6 protein-coding genes are annotated in these 18543 nt (G+C 51.3%); all 6 read left to right on the top strand.

The genetic code is table 11. The features are described from left to right. The first annotated feature begins 28 nt into the window (after positions 1–28). The 6 genes from ABIE64_RS10695 to ABIE64_RS10670 all read left to right on the top strand — a co-directional run bounded on the left by ABIE64_RS10695 (position 29) and on the right by ABIE64_RS10670 (position 18523). Positions 29–5893 carry a beta strand repeat-containing protein gene (locus ABIE64_RS10695; protein ID WP_354377413.1) on the top strand — a complete coding sequence of 1955 codons (5865 nt, stop codon included), beginning with the start codon at positions 29–31 and terminating at the stop codon, positions 5891–5893. A gap of 67 nt (positions 5894–5960) precedes the next feature. After that, entirely contained in the window at positions 5961–8663 is a 2703-nt protein-coding gene (locus tag ABIE64_RS10690; RefSeq protein WP_354377412.1) for an Ig-like domain-containing protein, read from the top strand. Between the two features lie 213 nt (positions 8664–8876). Further along, positions 8877–12914 carry a beta strand repeat-containing protein gene (locus ABIE64_RS10685; RefSeq protein ID WP_354377411.1) on the top strand — a complete coding sequence of 1346 codons (4038 nt, stop codon included), beginning with the start codon at positions 8877–8879 and terminating at the stop codon, positions 12912–12914. Between the two features lie 224 nt (positions 12915–13138). Continuing rightward, a complete protein-coding gene (locus tag ABIE64_RS10680) occupies positions 13139–14302 on the top strand; it encodes a hypothetical protein (RefSeq protein ID WP_354377410.1) in 1164 nt (387 codons plus the stop codon). A 611-nt stretch (positions 14303–14913) separates the two neighbouring features. Continuing rightward, a complete protein-coding gene (locus ABIE64_RS10675) occupies positions 14914–17091 on the top strand; it encodes a type I secretion system permease/ATPase (protein ID WP_354377409.1) in 2178 nt (725 codons plus the stop codon). Next, positions 17075–18523, top strand: a complete 1449-nt coding sequence (locus ABIE64_RS10670) for an HlyD family type I secretion periplasmic adaptor subunit (RefSeq protein WP_354377408.1) — start codon at positions 17075–17077, stop codon at positions 18521–18523. Before ABIE64_RS10675 ends, ABIE64_RS10670 begins: the two co-directional genes overlap by 17 nt. The last annotated feature ends 20 nt before the right edge of the window (positions 18524–18543 follow it).

Raw genomic sequence — 18543 nt, 5'->3', positions numbered from 1 at the left:
TGGAATGAGAAATTAGGAGTTAAACAGTATGAGCAAGAACCCAAACACCAAGACGACCCGCGAGGCTGTTCAATCAGCAGAAGTCGCTGCGGTAAGCAATGTATCCGCTGCACAGAGCGCAGAGCAACTGGCTGAGCTAAGGCTGCTGGAGCTAAAGAAGCGGCAGCAAGAGGAACTCGAAAACCGTACTACCAAACAACGTGAAGCAGAGGTAAGCGGCGATCTTGCAAGTGATGAAGGGCGCGATGGTGCGGAGGAAGAACAACTCCTCTCTGAGGAGGAGCTTCCTCTGGATATAGCTTCAAACTCGGAAGGCGTGGAATTTGATGCTGTGCCGGGCCCGGTTGAGGAAGTTGCGTGGCTCGACAACACTTGGCTTTCGAGCGCAAGTGAAGCTGATGTCCATTCCGCGGTTGAGCTTGCAAACGCTTCAACTGTTTCCTCTTCTGCTTCTGGTGTATCTGTTGTGAGTGAGACTGCGCAGTACACCCCGTCAGTCTTTGGCGGATGGGGACTTCCACTTGGCGTGATCGGTGTTGTCGGTGCGGGTATCGGCGCGGCGGTTGGTCTGGGTGGCGGTGGGGGTTCCTCAGCTGCGGCTGCGGGCGGTAGTGCTCTGAAGGTGCTGACAGGAACCGCAATTGACGGCTACCTGCAAAATGCAACCGTATTTCTCGACGCGAATGGTAATGGTCAACTTGATAACGGAGAAGCATCCACCACAACCGATGCAAATGGCAAATATTCCCTGTCAACCAATGACACGGGGAACATTGTGGTTGTCGGAGGGACAAATACAGATACCGGTTTGGCGAACAACTTTACCATTGTCGTAGATAGTAGCGCGTCAGTGATCTCGCCTGTTAACGCGGTCGCTACGGCACTTGTTTCACTTCGTAGCGGGGATGCTGATGGTACGAATGATATTACCTTTGCCGAGGCGTTGGAAATCGTAGGTGATTTCTTCCTGTTGCCCGATGAGGTTGATCTCGCTTCTTACGACTATATGTCAACCGCGGTTACCGAATCAGCGACCTATGCGGTTAACGTTGTACTGGCTCTCATGGAGAGCTACGCAAATGACAAGGGTGAAGATTTCGCTGAAAGTGTTGCTATTGCGATTGACGCAATTCTGTCGGGGACAGCACCTTCAACAACTGAGGATGCAATCAACGAATTGCTTTCCGAGCTGTCAGGGCAGACCGCGCAGTCGGGATCAAGCCATGTTCTTTCCGATACAACAGAGCTTCCGTCATCAACTGGAACGCAAACTCTGAGTGACGTTGTCAGTTCGATCGCTTCCAAGGCAGCTGGTGAAGACAAAGCAGCTATTTCTCAGCAGTTGAAGGAAAATGGTTGGACGGCAAAAGCCGAGGATGCAAACGCAGATGGTGTTACCAATGCATCAGACAATGCCGATGGTCTCGTAATTTCCGGCACAGGTGTGGCGGGTGCCACTGTTACCCTGACGACACCTGATAATGTCGCACAAACATCCGTCACCGTTGATGCTAACGGTAGATGGTCTGTCACTTTGACGGGTGTCGGAAGTGACGGCGTCATTGAAGGCATCAACACCGTCTCTGTTACACAGGTAGCTGAGGTTGATGATGATAGCACTGTTACCTCGTCAGTTGACTTCAGTTTTACTGTCGATACGGAAGTTGGCAGAGCAATCAGTTTCGATGATTCCTCCACGATTAATGCCAATGGAGTGGACAATTACGAAATCACGCTGACTGGCAGCGAAACAGTCACGATGACGGTTGAGGTCCGCGATGCAAATGGAAATATTGTTCAGCAGAATAATGACGCGGGTGAAGCAACTTACACGACGTCTGGCATATTGAGCGGTCAGAATGCTGTCCTGCCTTCCTCTCTTTTGTCAAATCTGGATGACGGGTCCTACACCCTTTGGGTCAGCATCACGGATGCGGCCGGAAACACGGTATCAAGCAGCCAGAACATTGTTCTTGATACCAATGTGACCGGGATTACAGTCGACAGTTACGACACTCTGCTCTCACAAGAAGAGGCCGCGTCGGCCTTTGCCATTTCCGGCAGTGTCAATACCAGTGAAATTGCGGTCGGGGAAACCATTACCGTTACCTTTACCGGGACTTCCGGAGGAGCCGCCCAAAACCTGACGGCAACTGCAACCGTGCAATCAGATGGTACCTGGTCGACCACACGTAATCTGGGCAGCTTTGATGACGGGACCATTTCGATCTCGGTGTCGGCAACAGACGTAAATGGCAACACCGGTGGTCCAGCCGGATATACTGTGACCGTGGATCGAACTGTTTCCGACCCAACTGTTTCTACTGATCTGTCCGGGGTCATTGAAAGCAGCGACCTGACAAGTGGCGTTTTGGCCTTGGCCGGAACCCTGTCAGATGAAGACATTGTGTCGGTCACCGTTACCCTGGTCGGAAGTGCGCCAAACAGCTCCTCGACCGAGGTTTATACCAACACAATCACGGCAACGGTTAATGGAACGGACTGGTCTGTAAATATCGACACCAATAGTCTTACCTATTATCTGTCGTCAGATGATTCTGTCGCTAACATTGATGCCCTTGGCGATGGTCAGGTCTCGCTGCTTATCCTTGTGACGGATGCTGCGGGCAACCAGACCGCCTATGGTCCAGACTTCGATATCGAGCTTACCAACACTGCGCCGACAGTCAGTGCCGATATTGCCGACCTGAATGTGCAAACCAGCGCGGCGGCTGGTACGGAACTCTATGATCTGGTTTCCAATAACGCGTTTTCGGATGCAGACACCAGCGGCACCAGCAACGCAACGCTGACTTACAGTCTGCAAATGGCTGACGGGTCCACGGTGCCATCATGGCTGACGATAACCTCCGATGGTAAATTGGCGGTTGCAACCGGTCAGACAGCACCTTCGACAGACACCAGTTCCTCATTGGTTGTTCGCGTTGTTGCGACTGACGGTGCGGGGGCCAGCGTCTATCAGGATGTGAATGTCAACGTTGTCTCAAGCTGGGTCCCGACATCGGTTGAGTTTTATGATACGAGCGAGGTTGCCGTAACAACGCTTACTGAAAACACAAGCTACTATGTCGTGATCACTGCGCCGTCAGGGGTTGACGGTTTGGATAACGTGGGCACTTCGGCGACAGCAACATTCGACATCAACGGACAAGAATACACAGCGACAATAGTCACAGACTATTCAGGTGAGCTTGGATCATCGGACTCTACCGTGTTCGTCCTTACCCTTCCCACCGGCGTTGCCGAGGGGGGGAATGTCACACTTGTCAGCATTGATTATGGCGCCGCGAACCCGACCCTTGATGGTGCACCAGTCGCCGAAACGATCAATATGGATGTCGATGACGTCATCATTGATTACAGCACGCCTGTGTTCGAGGAAGACACGTACAGTTTCTCGATTTCAGAAGGCGGCTCGGGCTTGCTTGGCACCGTGGCGGCCACGGATGCGAACGGCATTACCTATAGTCTCCTTGAGGGGGTCATAGTGGATAACAACGGCTATCCGTTGTTCGAAATTGATCAAGACGGCAACATTTCTGTCAAGGACGGCGCCTCAATCGACTATGAAAGTGTCGATGGCACCTATAATCTTGTCGTTACCGCAACAGATGCTGCCGGGTTAATCTCTTATCGGGAGGTCACCGTCAATGTCACCGATGTCAACGAAGCACCGACTGTGGCGTATGATTTTGATGATGCCGCAGTTCAGGTGTCGGCAAGTGCCGGCGCTGAAATCTTCGATGTTGACGGTTATTTCGAAGACCCCGATTCCAGTACCACGGCCAATGGCACACTCACCTACACGTTGACAGCAGTCGACGGTTCGGCTGCACCATCCTGGTTGACCATTTCGTCTGACGGGGTCATTTCGGTTGCGACCGGCCAGACAGCCCCTTCCACGGTTACCAGTACCAGTGATCCTATTGTTGTGCGTGTTGTCGCCACGGATGGCGCGGGAGTAAGTGTCACCCAGGACCTTGAAATTGACGTGGTTGCAGGATGGACCCCTACATCCATTTATTTGCCCTACGGAGAAACTGTCGTATCCGAGGGCGATACGCTACAGATCGGTGTGGCATACGACAATTCAATGTCGGTAACCCTTGCTGGTGATAGCTCCGGTTATCCAACGGCAACCTTCAATATCAATGGGCAAACGGTGACCGGTACTTGGGTTGCATTTGGTACAGGAGCGATGACCTTTTCCGTCACGGTACCAACCAATGCGACAGGAACCGAAATTTCACTTGTCTCACTCGATCCCAATGAATCGACCATGACCCTTAACGGCATGACGATTGATACCGGGTTTGATGCGGTTTCCTTGAGCGGGCTGACCGTTGACGATGGCGATCCGACCTTCGATCAAACAACATATAGTGTTGATGAAAATTCGACGGGTGTGGTTGCGACACTTCAGGTTTCTGACTACGCATCTGTTACGTACTCAATTGGAACTATTGAAGGCTGGTCGGGCGTGGCGACCACCTTGGACTCTGACTTGTTCACGGTCAACGATCAGGGACAAATCAGCCTGAAAGATGGTGCTTCAATTGATTATGAGACCTATAACGCTTACTTCATTTCGGTCACTGCAACCGATGCATACGGAAACAGTACCGAACAGAGTATCGACCTCACTATTAATGACGTCAATGAAGCGCCAATTGCATCTGATATCTCGGATCTTTCGGCATATTCGAACCAGGCGTTCTCAACCAGTATCGCATCCTACTTCACCGATGTGGATGATGGTGATAGCCTGACCTTTAGCGCCAGCGGCCTTCCGGATGGTCTTTCCATTGCCTCGAATGGCACAATTTCGGGAACGCCAAGTGCGGCGGGAACCTCGACTGTCACGATCACGGCGACCGATAGTGGTGGTTTGACCGTCACGCAAGATGTCGATATTTCGATATCGGCAGGACTGTCCCTTAGCACAGCGGTGCAGGGTGTGACCAATCTTGATGTGCGTTCAGACCTTGTGGTGAGCGGTAGCGAGAATGTTGCATTCACCGATCAGGCGGGAACCTACACCATCACCCTGACGGACGGCACGGCATCGGGTTATCGAGGCGAAACCCAGAACAACACCCAGATATTCACGATCACGGTGGATGGCAGCGGTGATATTTCCTCTGTCAGTGTGTCGGGTGACAATGGCAGCACCTCGACATCGGTTGACCTTGCCGATGTTCTGAGTATTGACGGTGATAAACTGACCCTCAACCCGGCCTATGATCTGGATCTGTCGTCGAACTATACCCTGACGATTTCCGACGGATTGCTGGTTGGGGCGGATAGTGGAACGTCCTCGGCACTTAGTGCGACCTTCAGTACGGTTACGCCAAAGTCTGGAACCACAGATGCATCGCAAGCGGCAGCCTCGCAGATTATGACATCTGCCGGAGGGCTTGAAGACAGCAGCGATTGGCTCGACATCAGCAATCTTGGAGATGCAACACTTACACTTGGGCAGAGTGTCTCTTCAGACGCATCGGTTGGGTCGATCGTCTATGTTCTGCAGGATGCCAGTTCGGATGCGGGGACCGAAAGCAGTGACGGTATTGTCGTGAATGGTTCAGGCAATATTGCTCTTACTTCTTTCGGAACAGATGATCTGTTGTATTTCGACAATATTTTTAACGGAACTACCAACGATCTTTCGCAATCAACCTTTGCCGGGGGTGTCGGGAATATGGACGGCACGACATTGGGTAATGCTCTTGGATGGGAAGGTTCGGCGACAGGAACTCCCCCGTCTCAAAAAGTGGCGATTGTCTTGGAAGACGGGCCGGTCTCTTCCCCGTTCCTGGCCGATATCGTCAACGAACTTGGTTTTGATAACGGTATGGTTATCAGCGCCTGACGTCACCGAAAGCTGGGGGCGAGTGCGCTCTCCCCCAGCTTCTTCATAAAAGAGTGATCCGGTCAAAATGAGTAAGATTTTATATTATGTTGCGGCCTCGTCCACGGGCGCTGATTTTATCGATTTGGGACAGAAAATCGATGGCTACGGCAATAATAGCCAAGAGTATGTGATTACAGGAAGTAACGCCGTAAACACACTCACTGTGGCTGCGTCCGGGACGACGAATGCAGAAAACCTTTATGGTGGTGAAGATGTCATCATCTTTTCTGGTGCGTGGGCTGATTATGAGAAGAGCTATATCAGCAGCAAACTGGTCCTGACACGTACCGTTGATGGGGACGTGGAAACTGTTTCCGTTGGTAACGGGTTATTTGGTACGACCCGGGATTTGCTTGTTTTTTCCGACGGCGCTGTGCGCACGGACTATGTACGTATTGCCGTCAGCAATGCCGCCGGTTCCGGTTCTGCAGCAACTACCGAAGATCTCGGCGCAAACTGGGATGCGAGCACGAATTCGACATCAGTTACGCCAACGGATACCGGTAGTTCGGTTTTAGCATATGTGCAGGGTTCAGAGGGTGGATATTTTGCGCCGTCAACACCGGGCATGAATCTGGTGCTTTCAGGTAGTCTTTATGCTGACAGCATTTACGTTACCGCTGGCTCTACAGTTGACGCATCGGGGTTGGGTGGCGGCGAGGATGTTATCTACCTGACCGGTGCATGGGATGATTATGAGAAAAGCTATGTCAGCAGCAAGTTTGTTCTGACACGCACCATTGACGGGCAAGTAGAAACAGTCACTGTCGGGAATGGGTTGTTTGGCACGACCCGAGACTTGCTCGTCTTTGCTGATGGTGCTGTGCGTACGGATTATGCTCGTATTGCCGTCAGCAATGCAGCTGGTTCGGGTTCTGCCGCATCTATCGAAGATCTTGGCGCAAACTGGGATCCCGAAACAGTAACCCCAGGTCTGGAATCAGACACCACAGCCCCGACGCTGACAATTTCCGTTGATACAACTGATCCCCTTCAGGAAGGGGATGTTGTGACCTTTACCTTTTCCGAAATCGTCAAGGATTTCGACATATCCGACATCACGGTGACCAACGGATATCTCGAAGGCCTTGTCGCGGATGCAAGCGGAACTGTTTATACCGCGACATTCCGGCAGGAGGCATCCCAGTCCGGGGCAGTGACCATATCGGTGGCCAGTGCCGCCTATCAGGACGTGGCGGGAAATGACGGGGCATCGGCCCTTCTGGACGGCACGGTTAGCGGCATTCCCGCGTTGATTGAATATTCCGACCTTGTTGATGGAAACAGTTTGAACCTTTCGGGGGCACCGCCAGAAGGAACGGCAGCGGCTGTATTGAAAGTTCTGTCTGCTGATGGGGCCACCGAAATGACCGTTATTGACGCCACATATAATAATGAAACCGGCCTTTGGAATGTTGCGGCATCGGCAGCGGTGCTGGCGGGGGTGGGCGATGGCAATTACATTTTTCAATGGGAATTTCTGGATGGCGGTAATGCTGTCATCCAAACCGTTTCAGACGCAACCACGCTGGAATTGCAAAACAGTGCGCCAGAATTTACCGGCGTCAATGTTGGTACCATCCTGATCGCTCAATCGGCGGCCGAGGGAACAGTTTTATTGGATTTCTCTGGCGAGGATGGATCGACATTGCTGTTTTCCGACAGTGACGCCGAAGGCAGTATCAATGCGATATTTACCTATAGTGCGCATCTGGCGGGTGGTGCTGATCTTCCAGACTGGATTGAGCTGACGTCAAACGGAACATTGGTTATTGCCGATGGCATGACGGCACCCGCTGATGCCGGGATCTACGAAATCGAGATCACGGCAACAAGTGCGGGTATCGACGGTGATCCGGCCGGTGCACAAAGTTCATCAACGATAATAACAGTTTCCGTCGGCGAACCCGGCATGATCGACAGCATCCTGAATGGTGTGACCAATCTGGATGTTCGGTCCGACATCGTTTTGAACTTTACCGAAGCCGCCGAGCTGGGAACCGGCACCATCACGCTGGTCAATAGCGATACAAACGACACCATCGAAATCGATGTTTCATCGGGCAATGTCACTTTGGCCGAGGATGGCATGAGCGTGCGTATTTCCCTGCCCGACGGCGATATGGATCTGGGCAGCAGTTACAATATCCTGATTGAAGAAGGGGTTTTCATTACCGCAGATGACGCCACGGCCTTTGGCGCGGTCGTATCGGATGAAATTTCGTTTTCAACGGTCACACCCGATGCGGCGGGCGCCATTGCGACGACAGTCGCCGGGGCATCAAACACTGTTCAGGCAGGCGCAACCTGGTTTGACGGTACGGCAGGGGATTTAGGGCAAGGTACCCTTGGCCTTGAAGCAGACCTTGCGGGCATCAGTGCCATGATCGTGATCGGTCATGACACGGATGCCGGTTCTGACATTGTCCTGCAAGAGCCAAGTTATGGTGCCTACGCGAATTTCGGTGCCGACGACAGCTTCTATATCGATGTGGAATACGGCGCCGCCAACAATATCCTGACCACCGATACGGTTACCTTTGTCAACGGTGAAAACGGCTATTCGTCGGGCATGACATTTAGCGGTGATAACGGGGCGGCCGAAGTTCTGTTCAGCCTTGAAGGCGACGCGAATACAGCCGTTACCGGTTTCAGTACTTCGGAGGCCGGCGATACCTCCTTCGAAAGTCTTCTTGGCAGTGGCGCAGAGCCGGTTCTATCCGGTTAATCAAAGAGGAGGCCAGCATCATTTTCAAAGTCAGAGCGACGGCAGATGTACCTTTAAGAGGCACCTTAACGACCGTCCTGAACGCAAGACGACACAGAGAAAAAAAGACCTGAAGTTTGGTTCGAGTACGAGCAGAAAAAATCAGCCTAGCATCATTCAACCCGCCGTTTGGCGAGTACACAAGCAAACAAAACCGTTTCACGGAGATGAGAAATGTCGATTAGAAAACTTTACCTGGGAACAAACACGGATGCTTCATCCCAGGGCAGCTACCTTGATCTTGGGCTTTCAACCATGGGCGTTTCCCTTTCGGGGACGACCTTTAAGGTAACCGCCTCAAGCGGTGCAGATACGATTTTCCTGCGCCCTTCTGGCTACAGCTTTGATTTCACCGGTGGGGATTCTGCGGATAAAATCTATCTGACCGGCAGCTATTCAGATTATGATATCACCACAGAGACAGAAAGCGGTGTCACATGGCTTGAGCTTACTAAGCTTACCGCCGGCAGTGGCGATACCAGCGAAACCATTCGTATCGTTTCAACCTCTGCCACCAAGCTTGTTTTTGCAGACGGTTTTAATACTGTCGCAACCATAACGTCTTCGGTATCTGGTGGGGGAAGCTCGGTATCTCTTGATACATCAGATACATCCCAGCAACCTCAGAGCCTTTCGGCCGGGGCCAGTGCTGCTACTGTGACAGATGCCGCAGCAAGTAATGATTCCCAGACATACATCACCGGCGGTAATACGGCAACGATCACCGCGATCGGCAACGGTCAGGTCGACTATGTCTATGTCGGTCAGGGAGGTAACGTTGACGCCACGCTGCTTGGCCTGGGCGAAGACGTTATTTATCTGGAAGGCACCTGGGGCGATTATGACAAGGCTGTCAATGGCACGCAACTGACACTTACCCGGACTGTCACTGATGCCTATTCCGGTCAGGAAATTACAGAATCAGTCATTGTTTCGGCCGGGCTTGGTTCCGCCAATGATCGTCTGATTTTCCGCGATGGCACGGTAAGTTCCCTTGCTGCGCGTACCGCAGTGATAAGCGACGCAGAGGTTACAACCTCTGAGCTTGGTGCGGCTTGGTCTGATGATGAAACATCCCAGAGCTCGGTTTCCGATGCGGCAAGCGGTCTTTCGCTTGTAGATGATTCCGGCGCGTCCTCGTTGGATAACGTTTCCAGCGATGGCACCGTCACCGTCAATGGGTTGGTCGATGGTTTCCGCTGGCAGTATTCTTCGGATGGCGGGGCAACATGGAAGAATGGCGGGGATGACGGCACGTTTACCCTGGCCGATACGGAAGCAGATGCGGACGGAACAACATATGCCGTCGGTGACGTGCAAGTGCGTCAGATTAACCCGTTCGGTGTTGTCAGCGAAACCGTTTCAAATACTGTGGAGATTACGGTTGATCAGCAAAGTGACGGTAAAGTCGCAAGCAGTATCGTCGAAGGAAAGATGACCTCCGTGGACGGGGCCTTGGCGATTTCAGATCCAAATTTTGGACTCAGTGCTACTTTCGAAAATGGTGAATCTAACGGAGAACCAGTTCTTTCTTATTCTTATTGGATCAATCTCACAGATTCTGTGACAAATATTGATATCCCGCCTGCTTATCTTGTTCAGGAAGATGGTAGTACTGTTTCTGCTCAAGTTTTGTTGCGAGATACTGGTGAAGGCTCAACAAAGTTTGGTGTCTATGCTTCTCTTAATACGAGCTGGGTGGAGGGACCTAGTTTTGATTTCAATGAATGGGTTTTGATTACGGTTAGCATTGCAGATGACGCCGATGGAAATGCTACAAAGGTTGTTTTTTCTGCAAATGGTGAAGTAGTCAAGTCATTTCCAACCGCGTTACCTATCGTCGGTTTCACAACAGTTTCTGTAGGGACAGATCTTTCTAATCCCAATCTGACCTTTACTGGAACGGGTGATGAGCTGTTGTTTGATACGCTGACCGTCTACAATAAGAGCTTGACGAGTGACGATATTTCAGCGCTGATCTCGTGGGGAAAAGATGCTTCTCTAGTTGAGTCCGACCTTGTCGTCGCCAAATATGATTTTTCCGAGGGTAGCCTGCTAGAAGATAGCAAGGGTGGCGATGATCTGACGATTGTTGTCAGCAACACGAACGCTGTCACGGATACAACCGGGGCGGAATATACCTTTGAAGGAACAGCGGCTGCAGGCGCAACCGTAACGGTCAGTTGGGTCGAGGGTGAAGAGGAAGTCAGCTTCACAGGAAAGGTTGGTCCGGATGGAACATATTCTGTTCCGGTGACATTTTCTTCTTCTGGTGAAATTACGGTCTCGATCACGCAAACAGATGTTGCAGGCAACACAAGCGATCCGCTGAAATTATCCGTAACGGTTGATCTTAACCTGATTGGTTCCCCCCGTTTGGCAGCAGCCAGCAACTCTGGCAGTGCAGAGGATAATATTACCAGTGATCAGACACCTGAAATTACGGTGAAATTGCCTGCAAACTACGATGCCGATACTCAAACTGTTTCCCTGTATCTGGTGGCCAAAGGGGAAGAAGTAAGTGATCAATCCAAATTGAGCTCCGGCGATATCACCATTAGTGATGGGGTTCTGACATATAGCGGAACTTATGAATGGCCGGGTTCTGCTGCCGGTACGGCTTATGACATCGTCGCTGTTGTTACTTCTAATAGTGATAGCTCGGTTCTATCGGAATCCAGAACCACGATAACGATCGATACCGCAGCGGCAACACCCCAGATCGCGACGAACAGCCTGCCGACAGAGATTGTTGCATCAACCTTTGATGCGTCCGGCAATTATGTCATCCGGGGCACAGCAGAAGCTGGCGCGACCGGTATCAAACTGTCTATTGATGGGACAGACGAGTTCGATGGTGTCGTTCAGGCAGATGGCTCGTGGACTGTAACAATTACGAAAGACGTTATTGACACGATCGGAGATGGTATTGCCTCGTTTGTCGTTACGGTTACTGACGTTGCGGGCAATACGGCAAGCACAGAGGCGATCGATACGATCATCGAGATGACGAACGAAGCTGTCACTGTGAATGCTGACGTAACTTTGGAAAGTTTAAGCATATCGTCCGGAAATGTTGCATCCAAGGTTACCGTACTTGACTTGACCGATGTGGACGGCGATGGCGGCGGGGTTTCTTTCTTTGTTGACAGCGATACTGTCGGGTCCTCCAATGCCACTCTGACCTATTCAGCTACTCTTGAGGATGGCAGTGCCCTCCCATCTTGGCTTACTGTTACCGAAACAGGGAAGGTTCAACTGGTGGCCGGCAGCACCGTGCCCTCTGATTCTGTTACGATCACAATAACAGCGACAGATGGTGCTGGGGCGACAGCCTCTACTGATATTACCCTCAGTCCAGATGATTCAATTGGTATTACGTCTTCAATCAATGAGATCAGCAATGTCGATGTGCGTTCCTCGTTGGTGATTACCCTTGGGGATGCTGCAGCTGTTGGGGTTGAAGGGGGCACGATCACCATCCGAAATCTTGCCAATGATGATAGCGCAAGTGGATACAATGGTGAAAATTCAACCCAGGCCGATATTGTCATCTCCACTTCGGGGCTGACGGCCGATGCGAATGGAAACATCATACTCAGCTTTGATGAAGATCTGGATTTGGCCAACAATTACACGATCATCATATCCGATGGCGCATTTGTGAATGAGGAAACTGGGGGGGCATCTGCTGCGGTCTCTTCTGGTCAGATCACTTTCAGTACCGTTTCACCGTCAGTAACAGGCAGCACCTCTATTGAGGTGGATGCGGATGGAGACATTGTCGACAGTGCGGTTTGGTATGATGCGACTGCTGGCGACAACTCGAGCTTTGTCCAAGGTTTGAGTTCTGTTGAAGCAGTGGTCGTGATTGGTCGGGATGGGGATACATCTTTGAATACGGAGCTTGATACGAGCGGTCCGGCTACTTACAATTTGACCGGCTTTGGCTCTGATGATGCTATCTATATCGACCGGGCTTCAAGCTCGACAGATAACGTATACAGTATCGATACGGTATCTATCAGCAATAATGGCTCGGCTCCTACGTCTCTTGCCTTTGCGGGGGATGACGGTCAGGTTGTTGTCAACCTGACTTTCAGTGATCCCAATTCGGGCGACGTGGTCGATACCTTCCTTGAAACAGAAGGCGGTACAAACAGTTTCGAGGACATTTTCGGAGCTGGAGCAACCCCGGTAATAAGCGGTTAAACCTGATTGCGTGTGACTGGTTGGCGATAAAACGCTTGCTTCTTGCACGCTTTCTGAATGCCTGAGTGACGCCCCCCTCCTTTTCCGTTCACTCGGGCATTCGGCAGCATTCATGCTCCCGCATCCCTCTACCCCAGAGCATGAATGTTAACCGAGTTCCCGGGCGTTGCTATTAGTCCTCTGCCCGGGAACATCCCTAAAATGTTGTTCGTGGAATTAGTCAGATGAATGCTGATCGTGATTATTCACCCTCTAAGCGTCGGGAGACGCTATCGGCAATTGTTCCTGCGAGCAGGATGCGACATTCTATACTTTTGTTCGGAGACAGTAGACGATTCCCAGAAAAATTTCTTGCGGATCTGGAATATATGGGATTTTCCATACGTTCTGCTGTGGGGTTAAGTATTGCCCAAATGCAGGCGTTGCCAAACATTCGGTTCATCGCTTTTCATGTGAATGAGACTGTTTGGGAGCAGTTGGAAATTTTTACTCGCACCTTTGGCCAATCCCAAGACTGGAAAAATAAACAGAAAATTTGTCTGGTGCTGCGATCTGGTGATCAGGAACTTGATCACCTGGTTGAAATGTATCTGCAAGGTTTGTCTATGAGTGTGAAGGGTATTGATGGTCCCGACCACGCTGCTGAGAGCATCTGGTTAGCGTTGAATATTGCAAATGATGCCTTGATTGGGGACGTGTCTTTTTCAGAAGGGTTTTATCCTCGATCTCTTGTGGAGAATGGGGGGATTTGCGCCCTAGACTATCAAAGTTATGCGCTGTCATCAGCTATACGACACAATGATAAAGTTGAATGGTGGCAGTTGTTTGAGGAAACTCTGTCAAAGTATGCAAGCCTGTGTATGCCTTTAAGGTTAACCGTCCCTACCGCGCCGGCATTTTTGGGGGCTGAACTTGATTTTCTTCGACTGGAGAGGCTCCTCTCCCATCTGCGTTCGCGATTGCACGGGGGCCTGACTTTGCAATTCTCTGCGGGTGTTTCAACTTTTGACGTGTTTTCCAAAATCAATTTCGAGACGCTTCGCCGCCTTGGCGTGGAGGCAGAATACGCTGTAGCTCAAGGACAGCTGCCGTGCTTCAAATGCCTTGGATTGTCAGGGGTGGATCGAGTTATTCTGGACACTTCTATTTTTCGTGGCAATGCATGGAACAAGATTGTCGAGGGATTGTTTTGCATGTTTTTTGCCTCTTTGGCTGAAGTTGGCATGAAAACCGCCGTTTCGGGCCCAATAGAAAACAAAATCCTTAGGAAACTTGGTCAGATTGGATGTGCAGAATACCTTGAGGCAGATGAGAGTGCCATTATTTCACTGGAGGGACTGCGTCATATGGCGGACTTGAATAGAAAAATGGGTGGTAAACTCATTTAGCTATAACAACCATCATTTGTGATGGGTGAGCTTCAACACATTCTGTTTGGTAATTAAGAGTCAGTAAGCTTATTCGGTAGCTATTTAGCTGTCGGAGCCGGATACATAAGTTGAGAAAATAAAATGTCAGCTTTTCTGACAATTCCGCAGGTTTTTGTCATCTTATGTGTCAATCCGTGTCAGCTTATCTGGCAATCGGAAATGCCAAGCGCTTGATTTTACAAAATCTCTAATGTCCTCTTTTGTGGCACGTAACACTCATACAATATGAGTATTGCTCCTTGGTCCCAAACCTCCCAGATTTTCCGATGAAATCCCCCTAATTCCCAAGTTGTCATAATTCGGGGTTATGCAGCGTTCTCCACATACAGTTTGGTATGTGTTTCAGGTTGTTAGAGCGACCAACAGCAGCTCTTAGTTTGTCCCTTTTGAATTTGAGTTGATGCGTAGTTAGGCATCTTGTTTCTGATGGTATAATGCGCACCGGACTTCTGAATTGCGTCCTCGTTATTATTTCATCAATCTCTAATTGCAGTTTTGAACTGGTCGATTATTAATATCCTATCAAGCGCAGTTGCGGGGGGCTTCTGTGCTGAAGGTGGGGAAATCTTTTGCAGGACGCAAACGGCGACAGCCGACCGGATAATGACAGACCGAAGGACAGCGGTCTGTTGGCACTGGTCACGATTTTAAGGTTCTTTAATCTGCCTGCGGATGCGGAGCAGATCCGTCATCAGTTCGGCAAACCCGGCGCGTTTTTCGCGATCGAGGATTTGCAATTGGCGGCCAAGCGGCTGAAATTGAAATCCCGGATTGTTCAATCGGGTTGGGAACGGCTTGCCAAAACAAACCTGCCCGCGATTGCCGAAATCAAAAACGGCAGCTTTGTTATTGTTGCCAAGATTGATGCCGAGCAAGGAAAAGTCCTTGTGCAGAACCCGATTGCCGGGCGTGCAGTTGCTGTTGACAAGGCCGACTTTGAAGAGAAATGGTCCGGGCGGTTGTTGCTGGCAACGCGCCGTGCCGCGATCCTTGGTCAGGGCGGAAAGTTTGATATTTCATGGTTCGTCGCGGCTCTTTCTAAGTACCGCCGCATCTTCATTGAGGTCCTGATTGCATCCTTCTTTCTGCAGCTCTTTGCTCTGATCTCCCCGCTGTTTTTCCAGGTGGTGATTGACAAGGTTCTTGTCCATCGCGGTTTGACGACGCTGGATGTGCTGGTCTTCGGGTTGCTTGTTGTTTCGGTGTTCGAAGTGCTTCTTGGAACGCTGCGAACCTATATCTTCTCGCATACCACCAACCGGGTGGATGTTGAGCTCGGAGCGCGGCTGTTCCGCCATTTGCTGTCGCTGCCGATGGGCTATTTTCAGGCGCGTCAAGTTGGGCAAAGTGTTGCGCGCGTGCGCGAACTTGAAAGCATTCGAAACTTCATCACTGGTTCTGCCCTGACCCTTGTGATTGATCTGTTTTTCACCATCGTGTTCTTCGCAGTGATGTGGCATTTCAGTCCGCTTCTGACGATGATTGTGTTGGGCTCCATTCCGTTTTTCGTCATTCTGGCCTTTGTCGTCACCCCGGTCTTGCGCAAGCGTTTGGATGACAAGTTCCAGCGTGGGGCGGAAAATCAGGCGTTTCTGGTTGAAAGTGTTACCGGTGTTGAAACACTGAAGGCGCTTGCAGTCGAGCCTCAGATGCAACGCCGCTGGGAAGAACAGCTTGCCGGTTACGTGCATTCAAGTTTTAAAACGGCCAACTTGGGCAACGTTGCTGGACAATTGACCCAACTGATTTCCAAGATCACCACGGTACTGACATTGTATTTTGGGGCCACGGCTGTTGTCGGTGGCGATATGACAGTTGGACAACTGGTGGCGTTTAACATGCTGGCGGGACGCGTGACCGGCCCGATCCTGAGACTGGCGCAATTGTGGAATGATTTCCAGCAGGCCCGTATTTCGATTGATCGTCTGGGCGATATCCTGAATTCGCCAACCGAACCAACCTATAACCCAAATCGATCCACGCTCAATGACATCAAGGGGGATATCAAGTTTGATCTGGTGACTTTCCGGTATCGCCCTGATGGGCCGGAAATTCTGCGCAGGGTTGATCTTAGCATCAATGCAGGCGAGGTGGTTGGTATCGTCGGTCCAAGTGGATCGGGCAAAAGTACCCTGACCAAATTGGTACAGCGCATGTATGTGCCCGAAAGTGGTCGGGTCCTGATTGATGGTATTGATCTTTCAATGGTGGATACTGCATGGCTTAGGCGCCAGGTCGGGGTGGTTTTACAGGAAAACATCCTGTTTAACCGGTCCTTGCGTGAAAACATCGCCCTTGCTGATCCTGGCATGCCGATGGAGCGCGTTATCGAAGCCGCCAAACTTGCGGGTGCCCATGAATTCATCCTCTCGCTTTCGGATGGCTACGACACCAAAATCGGCGAGCGCGGATCAAACCTGTCGGGAGGGCAGCGCCAGCGTGTGGCGATTGCACGGGCCTTGGTCAATAACCCGCGCATTCTGATCTTTGACGAAGCGACCAGCGCACTCGACTATGAATCCGAAAAAATCATTCAGGAGAACATGCGCCGGATCTGCAAAGGCCGCACGGTTCTTATTATTGCCCACCGGTTAGCGGCCGTACGCGATGCCGATCGGATCATCACGGTTGAGGCCGGGCAGGTCATCGAAGATGGCACCCATGAGGAGCTTCTTCGTAAAGGCGGGCGCTATTCCAAACTTTATCAATTGCAGGCAGGGACGGTAAACAATGTCGCTGCGCAATAAGCTTGAAAAGTTCTATGTTCGTGCCAAGGATGCGAGCAGTGTAGCCTTGAGGGAACTCTTCGAACGTTTTCCACGTCTAGACCCGAATTCGAAGCAGTCGAAAGCAACGCGCTCGGCAGAGGAACGTGAATTTCTGCCTGCCGCGATTGAAATTATGGAAACGCCGGCCAACCCTCTTGGTCGCACTGTGGCCTTGTCGCTCGCCGGGTTCTTTACGATTGCTATTGGCTGGGCCGTTATCGGGCAGGTCGATGTTGTGGCGGTCGCACAGGGGCGTCTGATGCCAACGGGGGGCGTCAAGCAGATCCAACCGCTAGAAATCGGGATCGTGCGTGCGATCCATGTTCGGGATGGTCAGCATGTCACTGCAGGAGACCTGCTAATCGAACTCGATCCGACGGAGAGTGAGGCCGACAAAGGCCAGCTTTTGCACGAACGGGATGCTGCTGCCCTTGATATAGCACGTCTTCGGGCTTTTCTTGATGGCATGGATGAAAGCACTGTTGCAGCACTGTCGCGCCACGCGACTTTAAATGACGAAATTCTTCAAACGGCAGAGCAGAAGCTTCGCAGTGACTTGTCAGCCTTTTTTGCCAAGCTGGCGGCGAAGGATGCCGAGGCTGCAAAACTTCGGGCAGAGCGTGCGTCGATCAATGCCGAAATTGCCAAAAGTCGGGAGCTTCTTCCGCTTCTGGTGGAGCGCGAAGGATCGCTTTCGAGCCTCGTCTCTGACGGTATTAGCACCAAGCCGGTTTGGCTGGAAGTCAAACAACAACTGATTGAAACCACAAGCAATCTTGAGATCTACCGCAACCGGCTTGAAGAAGCTGATGCTTCCATCACAGCGGCAGAGAAAGACCGTGAAAACCTGATCGCGCAAACCAAACAACAAACACTTGAAGAACTGCTTGATACCCGTAATAAGTTTGAAACGGCGGTCATTACTCTGCGTAAGGCCGAAAGCCGCGAAGAGCGCCATCAATTGCGCGCCCCGGTCAGCGGTACTATCCAGCAATTGGCGGTGCACACTATACGCGGCGTTGTCTCGCCGGCGGAAAGTCTAATGGTGGTTGTGCCCGATGATGTGGAGCTTGAAGCCGTCGCCAAGGTGCAAAACAAGGATGCCGGGTTTGTCAGTACACAGCAGGATGCGGTGATCAAGATCGACAGCTTCCCCTTCACCCGCTACGGCAAAATCGACGGCAAGGTTAAAAGCATCTCGCGTGATGCCATTCAGGATGAAGACCTGGGGTTGGTCTATGAGGTGCGTGCAACCCTTGATACTTCGGAAATCTTTGCCGATGGCCGGATGGTCAAGCTGACGCCCGGAATGACGGCGTCGGTAGAAGTGAAGACTGGCAAGCGTCGGATTATCGAGTTTTTGCTGTCCCCCGTAATGAAATACGGGGATGAAGCGCTCAGAGAAAGATGAGTTGAGCATCAAATTAACGC

Origin of the sequence: Thalassospira sp. MBR-102, assembly GCF_040549275.1 — a bacterium.
Taxonomy (GTDB): Bacteria; Pseudomonadota; Alphaproteobacteria; order Rhodospirillales; family Thalassospiraceae; genus Thalassospira; species Thalassospira xiamenensis.
Note: the sequence above shows the minus strand (reverse complement) of the source record. Positions and strands in the feature narration are given on the sequence as shown.